The sequence below is a fragment of the Flammeovirga agarivorans genome (assembly GCF_012641475.1).
GTDB lineage: Bacteria > Bacteroidota > Bacteroidia > Cytophagales > Flammeovirgaceae > Flammeovirga > Flammeovirga agarivorans.
In genome coordinates this window covers 323,061-345,436 of the sequence record NZ_JABAIL010000004.1, presented here as the reverse complement: position 1 = coordinate 345,436, position 22,376 = coordinate 323,061, and the positions used below count along the sequence as shown (strand labels likewise).

The window sequence follows — 22,376 nt, the reverse complement described above, 5'->3', positions numbered from 1 at the left end:
TCTCTTTCAAGATATTACTTACATCACTACAATGATCCTATTTGATTTTCATTAAATTAAATATGGATCATTATTGTATGAATACGTATAATTAAAATACACCCAAAGCGAATTATCTATAACCCAAGTTGCTTATAAGGAAAGACCTAACTTTCTTTTGATTACTGCTACTAGAACTACTTAACCCATATGACGAAAGCGTTATTACGATCATTACTGCTGATTCTAACTTTGACACTAACTCTTTTAGCCAATGCTCTTTTAGGGCAAACTATACATAGAGTCTATCAAGGTTCTACTGAGACAGATCCTAATACTGTTATCAGTGGATGTGGAGGTGTTGCTTTGCAATTTATTATTTCTCCTCAGCTCAATCATACATATTCGAATTATAATTGGGAGATTTATGATGGTGTTACTTACACTCCATTTTCAAATCTCGCTGAACCCTATCATCAATTCAATTCTACAGGTATTTATGGGGTTCGAGTCACATATGATGATACTTTTGGAGGGTCTACAAGTTCTGTAACAGCCACAATTCCAAATAATGCTATTGAGGTTTATAGTAGGCCGGACGGACAATTTTATGCAGATAAACGAAATATTTGTGTAGGTGAAGAAATTACTTTAGTAAATATTACTCCAGGAACCTTTTCATCATTAAATTTTTTAGTAGATAATCAATTATACCCTGTTGTTAATGATTCCGCAAAAGTTACAATCAATAATTCCGGTTCTTTTGATGTTGCACTAAGTGGTACAACTACTGATGGTTGTCAATTTATTGCAAATGAAGCTGGTTATATAACTGTTCAAGCTCCTTTTACATCTACTTTTACAACTTCTCAAACGATTAGCTGTGCTTCTACACAAACTATTACATTTACCGCTTCATCAATAGACACTGATGGTTTAAATGTGACCCCTACATATTTTTGGGATTGGGGTGATGGGACGTTTGATACTACGAATGTTGCTGCCATTCAACATACATTTGATAGCTCTGATGGGACTGATTTTACAGTTTCATTGAGTAGTGAAGCCAATAATTGTCCAGGTACTTCCACACAAACAGAAAATATCTACTTTAGAGATATCTCATCATTATATGGTACAGCATCTATTTCTGGTACCTGTAATACTCATGTAGTTAGTTACACTCCTGGAACAATAGATCCATTATTTTCTGGTCTTCAAGTATTATGGGACTGGGGAGATGGGAACACAGAGACAATTGCTATTGGAGATGTAGCAACGCATACTTACAGTAACCCAAACCCTAACCCAATTAATGTCAATATTTCGGCAACTATTCAGGGATTAACCGACAATAGTTGTCAATTTACAGATGTTCAAACCGTACCTATTTTACCACAAGCAGGGATCAGTATTGCTGCCAATAACACTGATTATTGTAGTGAAAATTTCAATGTAATCGTTAATGCCATCAATCTACAGAATGTAGCAAATTACTATTGGGTTATTGATGGTACCACAATTACGGGATTTAATCAATCTACTGATACACTTGCTGTTGCTGGTTATGGTTCTCACACCATTGAACTGTATTTTGACGCACAAACAGGAGACATCAATGATAATTGTGCTTTGAACAGTATTGATGTTTATTCCGCTCCATTAGATGTAAGAGTATCAGGTGCAAATTTTGCTTGCGAACCTTCAAGTGACTCGTTTGCCTCTTCGGTTACATGGGAAGATCGAAATACAAATACAGTAACGAACCCATTTAGTGTTGATACTGAAGAATGGATGGTGATTAATAAAACCTATGATGACACTACGTATTACAGTGTGAATCCACTCACTTTTACCAATTTATCTCATGGTGATTATGACATTTACCATAACATTACATTAGATCCAATTGGGGATAATAGTGCATGTACTTTTTCTTCACCGGCTTTTAATTACTTAGTGGGTGAAGTTTTTGATAATCCTACATTAAATTTTAGTCCATCTACAATTTGTATTGGTACAACTGTCAATTTTTCAACAACAACCCATGCAGATACTCTAGGATTGGGGCTGTCTGGAGAATTCCCTATTGTCTACCAATATCGTTATGCTAGTAATTTAAATTGGGTAACTGTTGGTAACACTGGTCTAGGTCAATTCTATTATGGCGATATTGTGGATAGTGCAAGAACAGCACTACCAGGTACTTTTACAGTAGAAATTAGAGCAGTAATCAATGGCTGTGCAGGTGATCCTACTGCAGAAACTATTACGATAAACCCTTCTGAAGCTGAACATGAAATCACTTTGGATGATTGTGCACCTACAACTTTGTCATTCATCAATAACTCATTAGGAACAGTAGATACAGACTATCAATGGACATTAACCATTGATCCACCGGGTAACGGAAATAGTGATGAAGTTACATGGACTTCTCAATCTACGAAAGATGAGAATTATAACTTCTTATCAGAAGCCACCTTCCCTACTTTTACTGGTTACCCTCAAGGTGAAATACCTGAAAGTTCTGTTGTAGATATTAGAATCACAGCAACAGAACCTGGCGTAGGTTGTTCAGATTTTGAAGACACTACCATTGTTATGCCGGGTCCATTACCCGTTTTATCACCTTCTCCATCTACCTCTTCAGGCACTTGTGTAAATAGCATTTTACAATTTGATGCCGGAGACGGGAATCTTGGCCAAGTGTACAATTGGACTTTCACAAATACAGCTGACAATAGTATTCAATTTAGCTTTAGCTCAAATAATAGCATCGTGAATACTACTTTTCCAACACCTGGTTCTTATATCGGTGTTGTTACTGTAACTACAGTTGGAGGTTGTACATTTAGTGAGAACTTAGGGCCAATACAAATTACAGGTGGTTCGGTAAATGTAACAGGACTTGCCGCAGCTTGTGTTGGGGACAACCTTACTTTTCAAGGGCAAAATTTAATGTACAGTCCCACTCAACCAGATTATGAATGGTTCGTAGATGGTGTCTCTCAAACATCAGGTACTGTACCTATTTCTGGAAACGTTCCTGATTTAACTGGTATCGTATTTTCATCTCCAAATAGTCCTCAAAATTTAGCACACACCATAACATTAGAATTATCAATAAATGGATGTTCTGCTTCATATACTCATGATATCACTGTAACTAAACCAGATTTCACATTCCCCCTTCCTCATGACAACTTTGTTGCTTTCGATTATGTCTGTGATGAAGTAATTACTGAGTTAACACTTGATCTTGATGATAATGAAGTCTATAATTTGAGCACAAGTACCATCAACCTATTTACAGGTGGCGTTGGTGTCGGTGCCGTAACTCCCAATTCGATTAATAATGACACTGTGAGGGTTTCTTTGCCTGCAGGTCCTTATAATTTAACCATTCAAGTGGTGGATGAAAATGGTTGTTCTGATGACCAAATTCTGTCATTTACGGTTCCTACTATGAGGGATTTAGCGGCAGACTTCACTCCCAACACATATAATTTGGTATGTCCTGGTTTTGTGAGTTTTACAGATTTAGCGGATGAAACTGCCGGAAATACTTCTAGAAGAGATGATTTAGATTTATCAGATAATCTCTATGATGTTGATATAGCTTTATGGGAATGGGACTTCGATAATGATGGTACCATAGATGCTACTACCAACTCTGGTAGTGTAACTCATTATTATAGTTCTCCTGGTTCTTATGATGCTGTACTAACTGTTACTGATAATCATGGTTGTCAAGATGTATCAAATACTGTAACTATTGTTGTTGGTGGTACTTCTGGTACATATGAAATATTAAAGAAAATTGGTTTCGAACCTGCTTCGACAACAATGGTGGCATTTCCTGTGGATGACCCTAACACAGATATCACCAATACCATATATAACTGGGCTTCTGGTGATGGACAACTAGGTACAGACAGTTCTCAAGTGTTTGTATATCCTTCAACAATTAGTAATGCTAATATGAGTACAATTACTCCTAGCCTTACTTTTGTAGATGAAAATGGGTGTTCCTATCCAGCTGATTATTCCGGTGATATGACCATTTTAAATTGTCCTGATATTTCTTCACCTGATGTAACTTTATGTACAGATGCTGGGGCATATACTTTAAATGTTGAAGACCTTTCTTGGAATGGATCTTTTAATGCTTCTGATACTATTGAAACATCAGAGTATATGTATTATTGGGAACTTCAGTATCGATGGTTTGTGGATGGTAATCCTATTACCCAAGCTAATGGAGGTCATGATTCTGAAGTCATTTTTAATCATGGTCCTATAGATACTGCTCCATTTACTATTGATCCTGATGATAGTGATGGAAAATTATATACCATTCAAGCAACTATAATTGCTAATTACATTGATAAAAATGATGCGTCTAACAATCAGCTGAATGTTAGTGAATGTGTGATGACCGATGACATCAGAGTCATTTATAATGCCACTCCTGTTGCAGCTTTTGTTAATGATGAAGTTTGTAATGGGTCAGCAACTACTTTGGATGCTAGAAATACTGACTTTGGAATATACAATGATGAGCAAATTGCCCAGTTTGAATGGGATATTGATAATGATGGAACATACGATATCACTACAACTGATAGTGTGACTACTTATACTTTTCCAAATCAAGGAGTTTACCCTGTTGCATTGAGAGTGACTTCAAATGATGGTTGCTTTAGTACAACAGCTAAAGACTCAGTGATAGTTAATGCAAACCCAACAGCTAACTTTACATACCAAAATAACTGTTTAAGTTATGGTGTATCATTTGATGATTTATCCACTATCACCCCTGTTACTGATGACGAAATAGTACGCTGGGATTGGGATTTTAATTCTAATGGTACCATTGACTTTGGCGGTACTGATACTTTGTTACATAGATTCCCAACAATTGATTTTACAACACAGTTGGATGGAAATGGCTCGCTGATTGGTTTTGATCAAGTCTTAACCACCACACTAACGGTTACTACAAACAAAGGGTGTACTCACACCTTCACTCCTACCGCAGATAGTACATTAGTGTATATATTCCAGGAACCTGATGCAGGCTTGTCTGCCCAACGATTAAATAACCCTGTTGCAAACGAGGTATGTCTTGGTCAGACTATGCAGTTTACAGATCAGTCCACAATTGATAATTCTAACTTAAATCCATTTATCACTGCAGGAGATTTACCTGCCAATGTCAATGATATTACGACTTGGCTTTGGGAGTTTGGTGATGGAAATATTTCAACGGTAGCAGATCCTCAACATGATTATGCCTCAACGGGAACATATACTGTCAAGTTAAGGGTAACTTCTGCAAGAGGTTGTACAGACATAGACAGCATCACAGTTTATGTTAGAGAAAATCCTGACCCTGAAATTGGACAAGATAGTATTATCGTAAATGATACAACTACAGTTCAACTGAGACCATTGGCAAATGACAGTACTAATTTTGCATATCTATGGACCAAATTATCTGGGCCTACTAATGGTAATATCACAGAATCAGCATTAAACATTCATAATGCAACGGTAGATGTTGATGAACCTGATTTCAATACTGGAGAATCAATTATTGATGTACGTTATCAACTGCAAGTTACAGATAACAACCACCCTACTGCATGTTCAACATTAGATACTGTAGATGTTCAAATACATAGAATGCCAGTGATTAACTTGGATACAACATTAGTAGATTGTGGAGTTACTGCAAGCTATCTTGCTAAACCTTTTGGTTCAGAAACTATTGCTGGGTTCACTTATACATGGAGCAATGCTTTTACAAATGGTGGTACCATAAATATTACAAACACATCATTACAAGACTTTACTGTTACACCAAATACCTTTGATAACGGAAGTTCAAGAATCCATACAAAGTTTTATATTGATGTTGTAAATACTATTGGTGGCGCTGATAGAGACAGTATTGAATTTTATTTCTACAGATCTCCAGATTTTTCTAGTTTAAGCTATAATTATCAAGAATGTAATACTCCTGCAAGAAATCTTTACGAGGTTAACTTCTCACCTTTTGGAAGCGAAGTCCTCCCTCATAATGAAGATTATGATTACACTTGGAGTATGTCTAACAATGCCATTGACCACAATATTGATCCAACATTTTTAACGGTTTTAGTGAACCAAGTGACTGCAAGTGATACTTCCCAAAACTTATCATTAGATATATTTGAAGATTACTTTGTTGATGATTCAGTCAATTTATGGTTTGATATTAATTTACATGTTGAGAACACACACAGTAATACATGTTTAAACGATACTACTTTTAGAGTTGAGATTGAAAGAAGACCAAGAGATTTTACATTAGTAGATACTAGGTTAGATTCATGTGGTTTATCGGTAACATTAAATCACCATACAGAGACACTTAACTTTAATTACAGATGGCAGTTAAGAAACCCTAGCCCGGGTTTTGGAGGTACGTTACCAACAGATACTAATGCTCAAATCAGAACAATCACTTTTACCGATGCTGACTTCGCTACGGGTGCACATGTATTTGAGGTAACCGCCAATAATCGAGTAAGAAAAATGGCTCTCGGTGGCGCTGATGCTATTCCTCATTGTGGGATCAATAGAGATTTACTTTTACGTTTTTATAGAACTCCAGATATTGTATTTACCGAAACAAAAGCTGGTGGTAATCCTTGTGCAAAAGATGCCGAGATTTCTTCAGGAAGTGAAATTATTCCTGGTTTTGATTACTCATGGACCCAAACATCAATAACTGGTGGAGTTTTAAATGAAGATGCATTAACTAATAAAGATATTAATGTTTCCGTTTCTTCATGGGATTTAAATTCTACTGTAATCACAGCAACTTATGAATTAAGGGTTGAAAATTCTGCGTCACCTACATGTTTCGATGTTGAATCTTATACCATTAATTTCTTTAGAACACCTGAAATCACATATAATCCAACGCCTCTAGCTTGTGAATTAAATGATACGATTACTGCTAACAGTGAAGCATTAAATGGAGCTACTTTTTATTGGAACGTCAACTCACTTACAGGGGGTAGTATAGATACTGTCAATATTGGAAATCAATACTTAATTGAAGTAGATACCTTCGCTACAGGATCACATCGATTAGACGCTCAATATCAACTTATCATAGACAACACCACATTAAGTTCATGTGATGATGATACTACATTTAATATCGCTTTCTTCCGTACACCAGAGATTACCTTCTCACAAACTCGTACTGACTCATGTGCAAGTACCAATACACTAAAACCATTTGGTAATGAAACTATATCCGGTTACAATTATCAATGGAGAGAACTATATGTTAATGGAGGTACTATCAATGCCAGTTCACTTACTGGCCAAGATTTAACTGTAGATGTAACATCATTTAATCAAGATACAGCTTTTGTTGTAGTAGCTTATGAACTTACTGTTCAAAATACTGATGCTACAGGTTGTTCGGACATTGATACAGTAGAATTCCAATTCTACAGAACTCCAAGCTTGAGTAATTATAGTCAATTGATGCCATTAAATTCTTGTGGATTAATGGGTGAAGTGTATCCGCTAGGAACTACAGAAGTGATAAATCATGGAGATGGTTTTGATTATTCTTGGACCTTTGATAGTGTTACTGGTGCAGGTGCAGATGGAGTTACTCTATCTAATGCTACATTAGATTCTATCTTAAGTAAGGCCAATGAGCAGAATTTCATGCTAGATATGCCGATTACAGAGTTTGCTTCTGGAAGTAACGAAATACAACTATCACTTGATTTACATATCGAACACTCTGATGCCAATGTTACTTGTCAAACAGATACGACAATTGTAATTTCTTACAAACGTCCTCCTGTAATTGCAATGCAGACCATTAAGTCTGATAGCTGTGCATATACCACAACATTACAGCCATTTGGTTTAGAGACGATAAATGGTTTTGATTACCAATGGTCAATCGCTAGTATTAGTGGGTATGATGGTAATGATGGCGATGTTTCAAACGATTTATCTGTTGGAAATTTATCTACAAACCAAGACCTAACCATTACAATAACAGATGATGACTTTATTGATAATGAGTCAAAAATTGTAATTGCTCTCGAACTCGATGTAGCTAATAACTTAGACCCTTCTAATACATCTTGTCAAGATATGGCGGTGGATACTTTGGTATTTTATAGAACTCCAATTATTGATGCTGGTTTTAGTTTTATCAAAGCTGCAAATTGTGATCATATTGGAACATCTGAACCATTTGCTACAAATATTAATGGCTTCTCTTATGTTTGGATGCCTGTAACTGTATCAGGAGGTAACGTTAACCATACATCATTATCAGATCGTCAGATTACAATTGATGTCGACTCTTTCAGTACTAATAGTTTACAAATCGATGGTCTTTACCGACTAAGAGTCTTTAATACTGAAGTGCCAAGCTGCTATGATGAAGAAGATATCAATTTTGAATTTTATCGAACACCTGAAATCACTTTCTCACAGCAAGTAGTGAATTGTGCCAGTATAGATTCTTCAATCACATTCTCTACCATGAATGAAGCATTTATAAATGCTGGAGAGTCATTCTCATGGCACCTTGATAACATAACAGGTGGTACCATTGACTCCACCAATAACAATAGTTCATTTATCGTTGATGTGAAAACATTCGATACAGATGCTGCTCAAATAGACCTTCAATATTCTGTATCAATTAGTAATTCTTCATCGCATACATGTGATGATGATACCACTTTCAATGTCACTTTCTATAGAGCTCCAGAAATTGAATTTTTATCTGCTAGAACAGATTCATGTTCACAAACAGAAATTATGGAAGCTTTCAATGGTGAAGCCATTCCATTATTTGATAGAACATGGAGACAAATTTCAGTATCAGGTGGTACTGTTATACAAAACAGTGCAAATAATGACGATATATTAAATGTCTCAGTTGATGCATTTGATCTTAATGCTGCAACGATAACTGTTCAGTACGAATTAACAGCTACGAATAGCTTGTCACCAACATGTTCTGATATAGATACTGTAGAATTTAACTTATATCGTTCACCTAATTTCACAGCTTATACCCAAACAGATCCATTAGGCCTATGCGGTGGAACATTCCATTCCTTCCCTTTGGGTAATACTGAAATTATTAATCATGGAGATGGTTTTGATTACACTTGGACACTAGATGCTTCATCTGTTTCCGGTGCCATTGATGGAACACTCATTTCATCTGTTTTGGACAGTATTACAGCACAAGAAAATATTCAAAACTTCGAGTTGACAATTCCTGATTCTGCTTATGCATTAGGTTCTAATATGATCTCATTTAATATGGATCTCAATGTACAGCATAGTAATTCAAACCTTATTTGTTCTTCAACAGATACAACTATATTATTCCAATTTTATAGATACCCAGATATTAGTATTGTAGAAGACAAATTAGATTCATGTGCTCTAACTTCAACACTCCAACCATTTGGCAGTGAAAGTATTGCTGGTTTTAATTATGCTTGGAACATCACGTCTATTAATGGGTATGACGGTAGTGATTATAGTGTAGGTGATACCTATAATACACAGAACACTACTTTTACGGTTACAGATGATGATTTTGTGAATAATGAATCACACATAGAAATCACTTTGCAGTTAACCGCTGTAAATACTTTGGCTACAGCAGACCCTACCTGTTCGAATACGGTAAATTATACCTTGAATTTCTATAGAACACCAGATATTGACACACCGTTCTTAAGCTCAAAACTAAATAATTGTGATTATAACGGAACAGCTGCTCCATTCCCGAATGATGTAAATGGCTATGTATATATTTGGACTTTAGATTCTATTAGAAATGGTGCTTTAAATGATAATGCATCTAGTATGCAAAGAGAACTGACCGTTTCTGTGGATAGTTTCAATACCTTAGAATCCATTATTCATGCATATTATAAATTAAGAGTGATAAATACTTTATCGAATCAGTGTTTTGATGAAGATACTATCAGTTTTAAATTCTATAGAACACCTGAAATGATGCTAACTAATATGACTGGTGCTTGTCAAAGTTCGATATTAGTAGAATCGCATAACGCAATGCTAAATGATGTTGATTTTGATTGGACTCAACTTTCACTTACAGGTGGTACAATTACTTCCACTCCAGCGGTATTGGATGGAAATAGATCCGTCACATTTAGTGTCAGTAGTTTTAACTCCGGTCAATCTCAAATTGATGCTTCATACAACATTACAATGCTCAATTCTGGTGAGTCGATGTGTGATGATGATACAACATTTATGTTCTCATTATTTAGAGAACCAGAAATCAATATCACCTACTCTAGAGCGAGTTCAGATAGTTGTGATGCTGCATTAACGTTATATCCATTTGCTAATGAAAATATTACTGGTTTTGCTAATACTTGGTCGCAAGTATCAATTAATGGTGGTAATGTAAACCATTCTTCATTAACAGATGAAAACCTAACAGTGACCGTTGATACTTTTGCACTGCATTCGACACGCATCGATACAAGGTATTTAATTGAAACTTTTAATGTTAATTCTCCAGCATGTGAAGATTCTATGAGTTTAGCCACTACATTTTACCGTCAGGCTAATTTCACTGCTTTTGTTGAAGAACGAACTGAAGATTGTGGATTAACTGTTGACTTCTATCCTTTAGGAAAACAAGAAAATATCCAACACAATGATGGTTTTGATTATAATTGGACATTAAATACCAGTGGTATTTCAGGTGCTGGTTCAGATGGCAATACTTTACCTCAGGCAGTGTTAGATAGTATTACAGCTCAAATAAATAGTCAAAATTTATCTATTACATTACCTATGGATGCATTTGCTCCAGGTAGTAATACCATTGAAATTCCATTTAATATTGAGATAAGCAATACGTACCAAAATTCATGTGTCAGTGATTTAGATACTACGATGATTTTCTATCGTCCTGCAACTATAAATATCGCTCAAAGCTTAGCGGGTTGTGGAATCGAAAATATCATTACTTCATATGGAAATGAAAATGTTGCTTCTTCATTTGATTTCACATGGACTATTAACCCTGTTGGTGGTACTATTTCCAATTCCTCATTAAACGGACAAGACTTAACATTAAATAATCCGGTATTTAACTCTGGAAGTGATACAATATTAGTTGATGTTACATTACAGGTAGAAAACAATGCACTGTCATTTACTCCTGGGGTGACATCTTGTGAAGCAGATACTGCATTCCGATTCTATTTCTATAGACAGCCTGTATTAAATCTAGCTCAAACAATTACGTCATGTGATACCCTTAATCTTCTTACTACATTCGGTAGTGAAGTAATTGCAGGTTACAACTACAATTGGGATAGTGTAAACGTTTTAGGCGGACAACTAAATATTGGTAGTGGATATTCTAAAACAACTCAGAACATCGAATTACTGAAATCATTATATGATTCGGGTAGTCACAGAATTGATGTTAGCTACACTGTTTCTGCATCAAATAGTGATACATTGGGTAATACGTTATGTACTGATACTGAAAATGTCTCTTTCTCTATTTTTAGAGTTCCTGATATTAACGTTGTTCAATCTCTTACTGCAGGAGATTGTGGCAATCAAAATGACATATCACTATTCGGAAATGAATTAATTTCAGGATATAATGTTATTTGGAGTGAAGTTTCTGTAAATGGAGGTAGTATTAATTTATCTTCAAATAGTAATCAGAATGTAACTTTTGATACTCCACAATTTGATCCTACCTCAAACCAAATTGATGTTACTTATACTGTTTCAGTAACAAACTCTGATTCCCCTACTTGTACAGATTCTGAGACCGTATCCTTTACGTTCTACAGAACCCCTGATCCTACAATCAGTACTATATCATCTGTATGTTCATCAAATAGTATCACTTTACAGACGGTAGAGAACTATGTTCCTCAATTTAATTATACATGGAACTTATTAAATATCACACCAGATCATAATCCAAATGCTGAGGGATTATCTGCTCCTATGGTAAGTCAAGTAAATAATACTTATGTATTAAATACCCCTATTGATCAGGAAGGATTTTTCCCAACTGGGGCTGCTATGATGACTTACCAATATGAAGTAATGGTAGAAAACTCGATTTCAACTTTATGTCAAGAAAGAGATACTATTGATGCTGTTTTCTATAGAAACCCAATTATCAGTGCTACTCAATCATTAGATAGTACTTTATGTCAACAAGTAAATGTTATTCGACCATTCAACACTGAAGTAATTCCAAATTTTGATTACACTTGGAACCAAGTAAGTGTAAGTGGTGGTACAATTGATACTACTCATATCAATAATGGACAAGACGTTTCTTTCTCTGTTGTATCATTTGATTCATTAAGTCATAGAATCGATGTTTCATATAGTGTTGATGTAAGTAATACGCTTAGTGGATGTTCGGATTCTGAAACATTTACGTTCACATTCTTCAGAACTCCATTAACTGATTTATCAATGCTTAACCTCTCTCCTGTTTGTAGAGGAACTTCCGTTTCTCTATTCCCTATGGAAGCAGAGAATACAGGTTACAATTATACTTGGAATAGAATTAGCATTTTATCAGATGATGGAACAGATTTATTATCTGCAGGTATTTATCCTTTAGAAAGTGGCTTAAATACCCATACTATCACTCTAGACCATAACCCAGCTTTCCCGAACTCTACAGTGAGGGTTACAGCAATATATGAGCTTCAAGTGATGAACATGGATAATGGCTGTACAACAACAGACCAAGTAACGGTTGTATTTGATAGAGAAGCAATGTTATCATTAACGGCTAATAATTTCAATGTCTGTGACGACATCAATTTGACACTACAAACTATTGAACCAAGAACAGATAATTATGATTTCAATTGGTCTATTGATACCATATTCACAGATAATAATGCTTCAATCACAACATTAAATAATATAGATACCTCAACTGCGGGTGCACTAACTATAGATGCTGATCCTTCAGATTTCCCTGATGGTGCTTCTTTAATTACTGCTACATTTAATGTTCAGACAGATAATCATTTAAATACAAATTGTACAGCTGACACTGCATACACATTAGAGTTTGCTCGTAAACCAATGATATCTTTTACAGATAATCATGCGGAATGTGCATTAGATACTGTGACTGTTAAACCATTTGGTAATGAAGTCATCAATGGCTACGATTATACTTGGAGTATTAGTTCTATAGATGGATTCAATGGCTCAAATGCTGATATTATCAATGGTCAAACCAATAATCAGAATTTCTCTTTACATTTTGAAGATGATGATTTTACAGTTGGGCGTTCTCAAATTGAAATCACACTTGATCTAAATGTCAATAATCCAAATGGTTCATCATGTGGAGATAATGCACAACATACATTGGTTTTCTTTAGAGTTCCACATATCAACTTTACTGCAACAAAAGCTAGTAATGATAGTTGTGCTAATCAGATTACGATTTCTCCTTTCTCAGAAACGATTTCAGATTATACATACCAATGGACGAAGATTTCAGAAACGAATGGTACTGTTGCCGAAGTTAATAGTACTGTAAGAGATCTTGTAGTCAATACACCAAACTTTAATCAAGGCGAAACTCAAATTGATGTATTGTATGAACTACAAGTCATTAATACCAACCCGAATGCAAGTTCACCTTGTATTACCACTGAACAAGTGGGTATTAGTTTCTTTAAAACACCTGTGGTTCCTACTCATTTATTAACATCTGCAATCGGTTGTGGAGTAAACGGAAGTCTGAAAGCACTCACTTTCCCTATTACAGATAGTCAAGTCAATAATTATGTATTTGATTGGACGATAAATAGTACTTCGGGTGGTACAATAGATACATTATCAACATATGATAGCTTACATATTGATCGTTTAACTTTCGATCATGGATCTGGTACTGTTTCAGTTGATGTAGATGTTATGGCAGGAAATGCCTATCAACCTTCAAGCTGTTTTACTACGAGAAATGAAACTTTAGAATTCTATAGAACTCCTGAAATCACTCTTAGCCCTGATCAAGCTGATCAATGTGAAACAGGTAATATTGTCATTACAACCGGAGAAGAATTAGTAAGCGATTTTGATTACAATTGGAGTTATTCGATTTCTGATGATTTAAGTTTAAACACTGGAACTGTTGATACAACTTCTAGTGGAAGTGGTGGGCATATGTTGACATTTAGTAACCCTACCTTCCCAACAGGGGCTTCATACATTGAAATTAGTGCGACTCTAAATACCTCACATAGAGTTGGTAGTTGTTCAGATACAGAAACTGTAACTATTCGTTTCCATAAACAGCCTACAGTTTCACTTATATCATCTCCGATTGTTTCTTGTGAGACCGGTTTTATTACTATTAACCCAACTCAAGCAGAAGTGAATAACTTTACTTATACATGGGAAAGAACACTTATTACAAGTGATGTAAGTGATAATACTGGGGCAAGTATTGTAGAAACTCCAAGTGGTTCAGGCTATCAAATGAGATTAATTGACCCTGAGTTCCCTAATGGTGCAGCACAAGTTACAGCGAGATATAAATTAACTATATCTAACCCAAGTAATCCATATTGTTTAACAGTTAGAGATTCAATTGATGTTACTTTCTTCAGAAGTCCTGATACTTCTTTAGGAGATGATGTTCAAGCTTCTTGTAATGCATCTCAAATTACAGTTAGTCCTACAAATGAAGAAAGTATAGACAACTTTAATTACACATGGAGAATTGATCAAGTAGATACAGATATTCAGACCTATGACTCTAGAGCAAATGTTAGTCTATCATCTATGTCTATCTATAATCCACAATTAATAGTTAATACTATACCTGCTGATGCATCATATGTTAGAGCATTTATTACGCTGGAAACAGAAAATTCATTTAATAACTGTGGTACTTCAACAGATCAAATGGGTGTTACTTTCTTAAGAACACCTACGGTAACTTTACCTCAAACAGGGCTACAAGGATGTGATACTCATGTGTACTCATTAGCTCCAAGTGAAGTACAATGGAGTGGTATGGATTATTCATGGTCACTGATAAATATTTCAGGAGGTAGTATTGCTACACAAAGTAATTTGGATACATACAATGCCACTTTTGCTAACCCTACTTTTAATTCTGGTAGTTATATGGTCACTGCTGATGTAGTTTTAACGGTCAATAATAAATTAGATGCTAGTTGTCGAAGTAGTGATACAACTACCATTCAGTTCTATAGAACACCTGTGGCCAATATTAATGTTCAAAACGGTTTTGGGTGTGAAGGTGAAACAGTGTATTTCTTAACAGATAATTCTATTGCACTTGAACCCGGAAGTATTTTTGAATGGGACTTTGACAATAATGGTAGTTATGAAATCCAGTCTTACGGAGACACAACACATATCTTTGGAAGTATAGGAACGCATACTGTTAATTTAAGAATTACTTCTCCTAGTGGTTGTGTTTCTAATATCGATTCACAAAATGTTGAGGTCTACGAAGTGCCTACACCTTCATTTACAACAAGTGACATCTGTATTGGAGATATAGCAGCATTTAATAATACAACTCCTCAATTATCATCATCAGGAGATAACCGTATTACTTCAATCAAATGGGATTTTGATTATGATGAAAATAGTGCCCCTGATTTCACCAATTCATCAACACATCCAACCTACCAATACCCGACCTCAGGAACATTTGCGGTATTAGTAGAAGTAACAAATGCAGGTGGTTGTTCTGCAACATTTATGGATAGTATCACAGTACATGCACTTCCTGTTATTACCATGGATGACGACATCTGGATTTGTCAAGATGCAGCTGCGACAATTACTCCACAAGTAGATGTACCTGTTACGTACAGTTGGAGTACGGGGCAAACAACTCAATCGATTGACATTGCTCCCTCTGAAGAAACAACATATACCTTAACTGTCACAAATGAATATGGTTGTGTTAATTCAAAAGCTGTGACTGTCCACATCGTACCTGATGTTGTTCAAGATTTTGTTCAAGAATCTTGTGAGACCGATCCTATTACATTTGACGGTCGAATTCCTGAATACCCAGGTGTAGTACAAACCTTCGAATGGAGTACGGGAGAAACTAGTGCAACAATTGATGTACTTGAAACAGGAACATATTCTCTAAGAACAATTGTAGAACATGAATCTGGTACAATCTGTGAATTTAATCATGAATATCAGGCAACATTCCACCCTAACCCAGGAAAAGTATTGGAAGATACTACCTTCTGTTTTGAGTTTGGTGATGTTCTTGATGTTGCTGCAATTGAAGGTGATAACTTCTCATATGAATGGAATACAGGTGAAACTTCAAGGGTTATTACAAAAGATAGATCTGGAGTCTTTACTGTTCTAGTTATTGATGAAACACATGCTACAAGATGTTCTACAATGGATACGATTCATGTCAATCAAATTTGTCCAGCTCGTATGAATGCACCTAACGCATTTACACCAAATGGAGATGGAAACAATGATGAATTTTTATTGGAGCCTGCTTATGCTGTAGATATTGATCTTCATATCTATAATAACTGGGGTGAATCTATTTTCCATAAAGAATATACGAATTCATTCGAAGCTGGTACTAGAGGTAATGGATGGAATGGTACGTATAAAGGCGCTCAAATGATGTCTGGTTCGTATACTTATACTATACGATATGTATCACAAAAAGATGGATCCGTCAACGAGAAGACAGGCCAAATCCTATTGATACGATAAATAAAAACACTTATGATATAAGAGAAAGAGTCCCTTAAAACGGACTCTTTTCTTTTCAAGTCATTTCCTACTTTATAAAAAATAAACCTATGTAGTTATTCAATTATTTTTTGTGTTAGTCTCAAACTAATAATTAGTTAATATCCATCTATAAATGGTTAAACAAGTATTACAATACAGATAATGAATTAATCATATTTGATTATCACATTTTTTTAATTGGCCATTTACAATTATGACAACACTTACTCAAACAGAAACGAAAAGTTCAATTCGAGCAATTCTATCTGTATTTTCTGCAGGAGCTTTCTTTTTCTACAGCTTCATTCAAATGACATTATTCAGTACAGAAGCAATGAAAGCCTATTTTATAGATAAGCTTTCTTTAGCATCAATTGCTGAATTCGGAAGTTTTGCAGGTGCATTTTTATATGGAACAGTACTCATGCTTATACCCATTGGGATCTTATTAGATAAAGTCTCCGTAAAGAAAGTAATTATGAGTACGGCATTATTAGCTGTGGTTTGTGTTATTGGTACTAGCTTATCTAATAATCAGACCTTATCCATGATTTTTCGTTTTCTATTAGGTATTGCACATTGTGCCGCATTTATGGCCCCATTCCGATTAGCCCCAAGATGGTTTCCATCATCTAAACTGGCCCTAGTTTCTGGATTACTAGTTACGTTTGCTGTTTTTGGTGGTTGGGTATCTGGCTCACCTGTTTTAATGATGTTAGAATATTACGGTGGAGACACTACTATGTATATTAATAGTGCCTTAGGCGTATTAGTATTACTATGTATTATATTTTTTGTACAAGACAGCCCTTCTGAGGAATCAAAAGATGTAAATACAGAAGACAGCTTATCTCTAATGAAAAGCCTTAAACTTGCTGCATCTAACTCTCAAAACTGGTTAGCTGGATTATATATTGGATTGCTAAATTTGTCAGTTCTACTCCTTGGTGCTGTTTGGGGAACTACCTATCTTAAATTTGTTAACCCTGAATTTTCAGAAGAAACTTACACAGGTATCATCGGGATGATATTTATAGGTACAATGGTAGGGTCTCCATTGTGTGGTTGGATTTCTGATCAATTAAAATCAAGAAAAATTGCTATGATTGGAGGAGCTTTTCTATCTCTATTGATCATGCTTTTAATAATGTTCCCTTTATCAAATGCTGCTGGATATTTCTATTTTACCTTCTTAGCTTTAGGAATCATAACTTCAGCACAGACCATTGGATACCCTGTTATAGGTGAATCTAATGATGATGAAGTATTAGGAACTGCGAATGGTTTATCTGCAGTAGTATTGATGGGTATTGGAGCAATAGGACAACCATTATTTGGCAGTTTAGTTGGGTATTTTGGAGGAAATGAAAATGCAAGTATGGATCAACTACAGACAGCATTCCAATCTGCAATTTGGGTGATGCCAATTGCATTCATTGGTGCAATTATATGTGGGGCCCTAATAAAAGAGACTTTCAGAAAAGTATAAGTTATAGATTTTTTATCATCTAAAAGCATAAGCCATTGTTGGTTTATGCTTTTTTTTATGGTTTCTATTTCTGCAGTAGTACTACACTTTATCGACTTTTATCTTAAAGTCGATATATATAACCAAATAACCAGATTATAAAAAGATGACGATCATCACCAGAGTATACTATAATGTAGTTCGATAAATAGTGATTAAAAATAACCCAAAAACGATTTTTTAATGTCGATAATTTTTTGCCCATATCGATAATGCTTTGTTGAGATGATGATAGTTTAAAGATGTAAAGATTTAGAAACAGCCCCAGCACATGCTAGGGCTGTTTTTTTTGGTTTTCATGTTTCAATAGTCATCTTCATAAAAATCATTATTTTTGTTTCATGAACTTTGATGTAACATTCAACGACATACTTCTTTATTTATCAATACCATTTATCAGTGGATTTGTGGGGTGGTTTACTAATGCAGCAGCCATCAAAATGATGTTCTATCCTATTGCATTTTGGGGGTTAAAACCTTTTGGTTGGCAGGGAATAATTCCTGCAAAATCAGAGTCCATTGCAAGTAGAGCTGTCGACCTGATCACTGAAAAATTATTAAAGATTGAAGAACAGTTTGCTTTGTTAGACCCAGATGTAGTCAATGAAGAAATGAAGGGGTCTATTACCAATGTATCAAGAAATACAGTTGATTTGGTAATGAGATCAGAAATACCTTCAATATGGGAAAATGTTCCTCAAACATTAAAAGTAACTATCTACGAAAGTATTGAAGAAAGAATCCCTGTAGTTACCGATAGAGTATTACATGATATAGGCCAGAATATCAGAGAAATGTTGGATTTAAAGAAACTAACAATTGATACTGTAAAACAACACCCCGATCTTTTAAATATCATCTTTATGAAATGTGGTAAAGATGAATTCAAGTTTATTGAAAGGTCCGGTTTATATTTCGGTTTTCTATTTGGTATGGTTCAAATGGTCATCGCTTACTTTTTTAACCCATGGTGGCTATTGCCTCTTTTTGGTATTCTTACAGGTTATTTAACAAATTGGTTAGCTTTAAAATTAATATTCGAACCCAAAGAACCTATATATTTTCTTGGTATGAAGTTTCAAGGCTTATTCCTTCAAAGACAAAAGACAGTTGCTGAAGAATATGCCTCCCTGATTACTAGTAGAATACTTACCATAGAACGAATTTTTAGATATACCCTCCAAAATACTGGTAAAGCAAAGCTTTCAGAAATTTTCAAATATAGAATCTCTGAATTAGTAGATGAGACCTATTCTGAAATCAATGATATCATTGGGAAAATAGTCGATGATAAAATCACTCAAAAGCACCTTAACATTATAAAGAATATTGCCCATTTTACATTTATGGCTGAATTTCATATTTGTATTAGAGATGCCTTCCCTTATGCTGAAAAAGTATTTAACCTAAAAAATAATATTCAGCAAAAAATTGAGGAATTGCCTTATGAAGATTTCGAAGGTTTACTTCGTCCTGCATTTCAAGAAGATGAATGGATACTAATTGTAGTTGGTGCAATACTAGGTGGCTGTGCTGGAATGTTTCAATTTATCATACTATTCCAATAACACCATTAAACTCTGATAATGAATTAGTTGCAATTGCAGAATAAATTCATATTATTTATTAAATAAATGCTAACAGAGTTAACTATTTCTGTCTTCTTATTGTATTTATGTTGAAGACAATCCAACAATATGAAATTAATATACACAACTTTCTTATTTCTAATCGTTTCACTTTCATTTAGCCAGGCACAATGTGTTTCTGGAGATTGTGAAAACGGGAAAGGCAAAATGGTTTATAAAAACAAAGATTTTTATGATGGAGAATGGGCCAATGGTTATCCAAATGGCCAAGGGATTTTTGTCTATGGAGAAAACGGTTCAAATAGCTATGAAGGCAATTTTTTAAACGGAAATTTCAACGGAAAAGGAAAACTCATCTGGGCCGATGGCTCTACATATTTAGGTCAGTTCAAGAACAATACTTTTAATGGTGAAGGCATTCTGTTATGGAAGAATGGTAACCGATATGAAGGTAATTTTGTAGATGACCAGATATACGGTAATGGTACACTCACTTATGCAAATGGTGATGAATATAGAGGTGAGTTTAAAGATGGCAAGCCCAACGGAAAAGGTACTTATTATTATAAAGACGGAAGAAAATATTCTGGAGAATTCAAAAAAGGAAAACAGAAAGGAATTGGTTCAATCAGTTACCCCAATGGTGATACCTTTAAAGGAGAATTTAAAAAAGGACTTAAAAATGGTAAAGGTGAGCTCATCACTCATAATAAAACCATTTATGGTTATTGGCTGAATGATGAGCTAAATAAAATATTTATTGAAAAGGCAGAAGGACACTCAAATGAGAATAAGGAAGTAATTATGCGTTAATCTTCAAAATTACTTTACCAACCACTTTCTTTTCTAATATCGCATTGAGCGTTTTCACCGCACCTTCAAAATTGACAATTTGAAGATGCGGTGTTTTTATTTGTCCATTTAGAATGGCTTTTGTTAGACCATTTGCTGCATCTATTATTGATTGCTCACCAATATTTCCAAATTCATGACCAGCACCTAAGGCTAATTGATGGAAAGTAAGGTTTTTCATAAATACATTATCATAGTTGATAGGTTTCACTGTATCCACAAGTTCTAACATCTGACCATTAAATCTTAAAGAATTGGCGGCTAAAATATCATTCCCAGCTCCAATGGTATCAAAAGCTTTTGATGCACCAATATCATTAGTGAGTTCTTGGACTCTACGAACAACATCTTCTGTTTTATAATCAATCACTTCGTCTGCTCCTAGACTTAATACATAATCATGATTTGCTGTAGATGCCACAGCAATCACTTTCTTTACATTAAATACATTTTTTGCAATCTGAATCGCATAAGACCCCACTCCTCCAGAACCGCCAATGATCAGTAATTCATCACGCTCATTAATTTGTAATTTTTCTACCAATGCCCTCCAAGCAGTCCAACCTGCGCATGGGGACGCTGCAGCATCTTCAATCAATAAACTCGTTGGCCTTTTGAATAATGTAGAAGGAGTATGAACAGCATATTCAGCTAAACCACCATGTGGTTTTATCATATTTCCATGATAAAATACTTCATCTCCAATATCAAAACCCATTACTTCACTCCCAACTTCATGTACTTTTCCTACCACATCAAGTCCAACGACCCATTCATCGTTCATTTGTTCACCTACCATACCTTTCCAAAATTGGACCTTAGCATCAACAGGATTGATTCCACAAGCTTCCACTTTAATTAAAATTTCATGTGGTTGAATGGTTGGAATATTAATCTCATTTATAGAGAATTGATTATTATCTGGATTGAACGTAACAGCTTTCATTGATAAAATAGGTTATGAATAAATTAACTAGAGACAATTTATATAAAGGTTTTAGAGAATAAAATGATACAGATTATTTTATAACACTATAAGTTTAATGAAAAAAACAGCCTTAATCTACTGACTAAGGCTGTTTCAATACTGTTTACATCTTTTAAACTATCATCATCTTAACAAAGCATTTTCGATACGGGCAAAAAATTATCGAAATAAAAAAAGTGTTTTTGGGTTATGTATAATCACTATTAAATTGAACTACACTATAGTATACTCTAGTGATCACCGTCATCTTTTTATAATCCGACTGTCTCATTTCACCAATCGATTATACTATAAAAATGTGATCGATTTTTTATCAAAAAAGAGTATTCTTAATCAAAGCACTGAATAAAGTAGGTATAAAAAAACAGCCTTAATCTACTGAACAAGGCTGTTTCAATACTGTTTACATCTTTAAACTATCATCATCATAACAAAGCATTTTCGATACGGGCAAAAAATTATCGAAATTAAAAAGTGTTTTTGGGTTATGTATAATCACTATTAATTGAACTACACTATTATATACTCTGATGACGGTCGTCATCTTTTTATGATC

At 34.7% G+C, this 22,376-nt stretch carries 5 protein-coding genes; 4 read left to right on the top strand and 1 reads right to left on the bottom strand.

Translation table 11 applies throughout. The features are described from left to right. Positions 1-189: 189 nt before the first annotated feature. The 4 genes from HGP29_RS14285 to HGP29_RS14270 all read left to right on the top strand — a co-directional run bounded on the left by HGP29_RS14285 (position 190) and on the right by HGP29_RS14270 (position 20,793). Positions 190-16,842: a PKD domain-containing protein gene (locus HGP29_RS14285; protein ID WP_168883097.1), complete on the top strand. Its 16,653-nt coding sequence runs from the start codon at positions 190-192 to the stop codon at positions 16,840-16,842. A 235-nt stretch (positions 16,843-17,077) separates the two neighbouring features. Beyond that, complete coding sequence (locus HGP29_RS14280; protein WP_168883096.1) at positions 17,078-18,352, top strand: MFS transporter; 1,275 nt, start codon at positions 17,078-17,080, stop codon at positions 18,350-18,352. A 380-nt stretch (positions 18,353-18,732) separates the two neighbouring features. After that, positions 18,733-19,959, top strand: a complete 1,227-nt coding sequence (locus tag HGP29_RS14275) for a DUF445 domain-containing protein (RefSeq protein ID WP_168883095.1) — start codon at positions 18,733-18,735, stop codon at positions 19,957-19,959. Positions 19,960-20,088: 129 nt separating this feature from the next. Continuing rightward, positions 20,089-20,793 (top strand): MORN repeat-containing protein, encoded by a 705-nt coding sequence (locus HGP29_RS14270; protein ID WP_168883094.1) that lies wholly within the window; start codon positions 20,089-20,091, stop codon positions 20,791-20,793. On the opposite strand, the gene HGP29_RS14265 is transcribed toward HGP29_RS14270, so the two are convergent. After that, on the bottom strand, positions 20,783-21,778 hold the full coding sequence (locus tag HGP29_RS14265) for a zinc-binding dehydrogenase (protein ID WP_168883093.1): 996 nt from the start codon (positions 21,776-21,778) through the stop codon (positions 20,783-20,785). The genes HGP29_RS14270 and HGP29_RS14265 overlap by 11 nt on opposite strands. Between the last annotated feature and the right edge of the window lie 598 nt (positions 21,779-22,376).

Excerpts from the sequence above, each read along its gene's own strand:
- HGP29_RS14285 (WP_168883097.1), top strand. The coding sequence starts at position 190 with ATGACGAAAGCGTTATTACGATCATTACTGCTGATTCTAACTTTGACA.
- HGP29_RS14280 (WP_168883096.1), top strand. The coding sequence starts at position 17,078 with ATGACAACACTTACTCAAACAGAAACGAAAAGTTCAATTCGAGCAATT.
- HGP29_RS14275 (WP_168883095.1), top strand. The coding sequence starts at position 18,733 with ATGAACTTTGATGTAACATTCAACGACATACTTCTTTATTTATCAATA.
- HGP29_RS14270 (WP_168883094.1), top strand. The coding sequence starts at position 20,089 with ATGAAATTAATATACACAACTTTCTTATTTCTAATCGTTTCACTTTCA.
- HGP29_RS14265 (WP_168883093.1), bottom strand. The coding sequence starts at position 21,778 with ATGAAAGCTGTTACGTTCAATCCAGATAATAATCAATTCTCTATAAAT.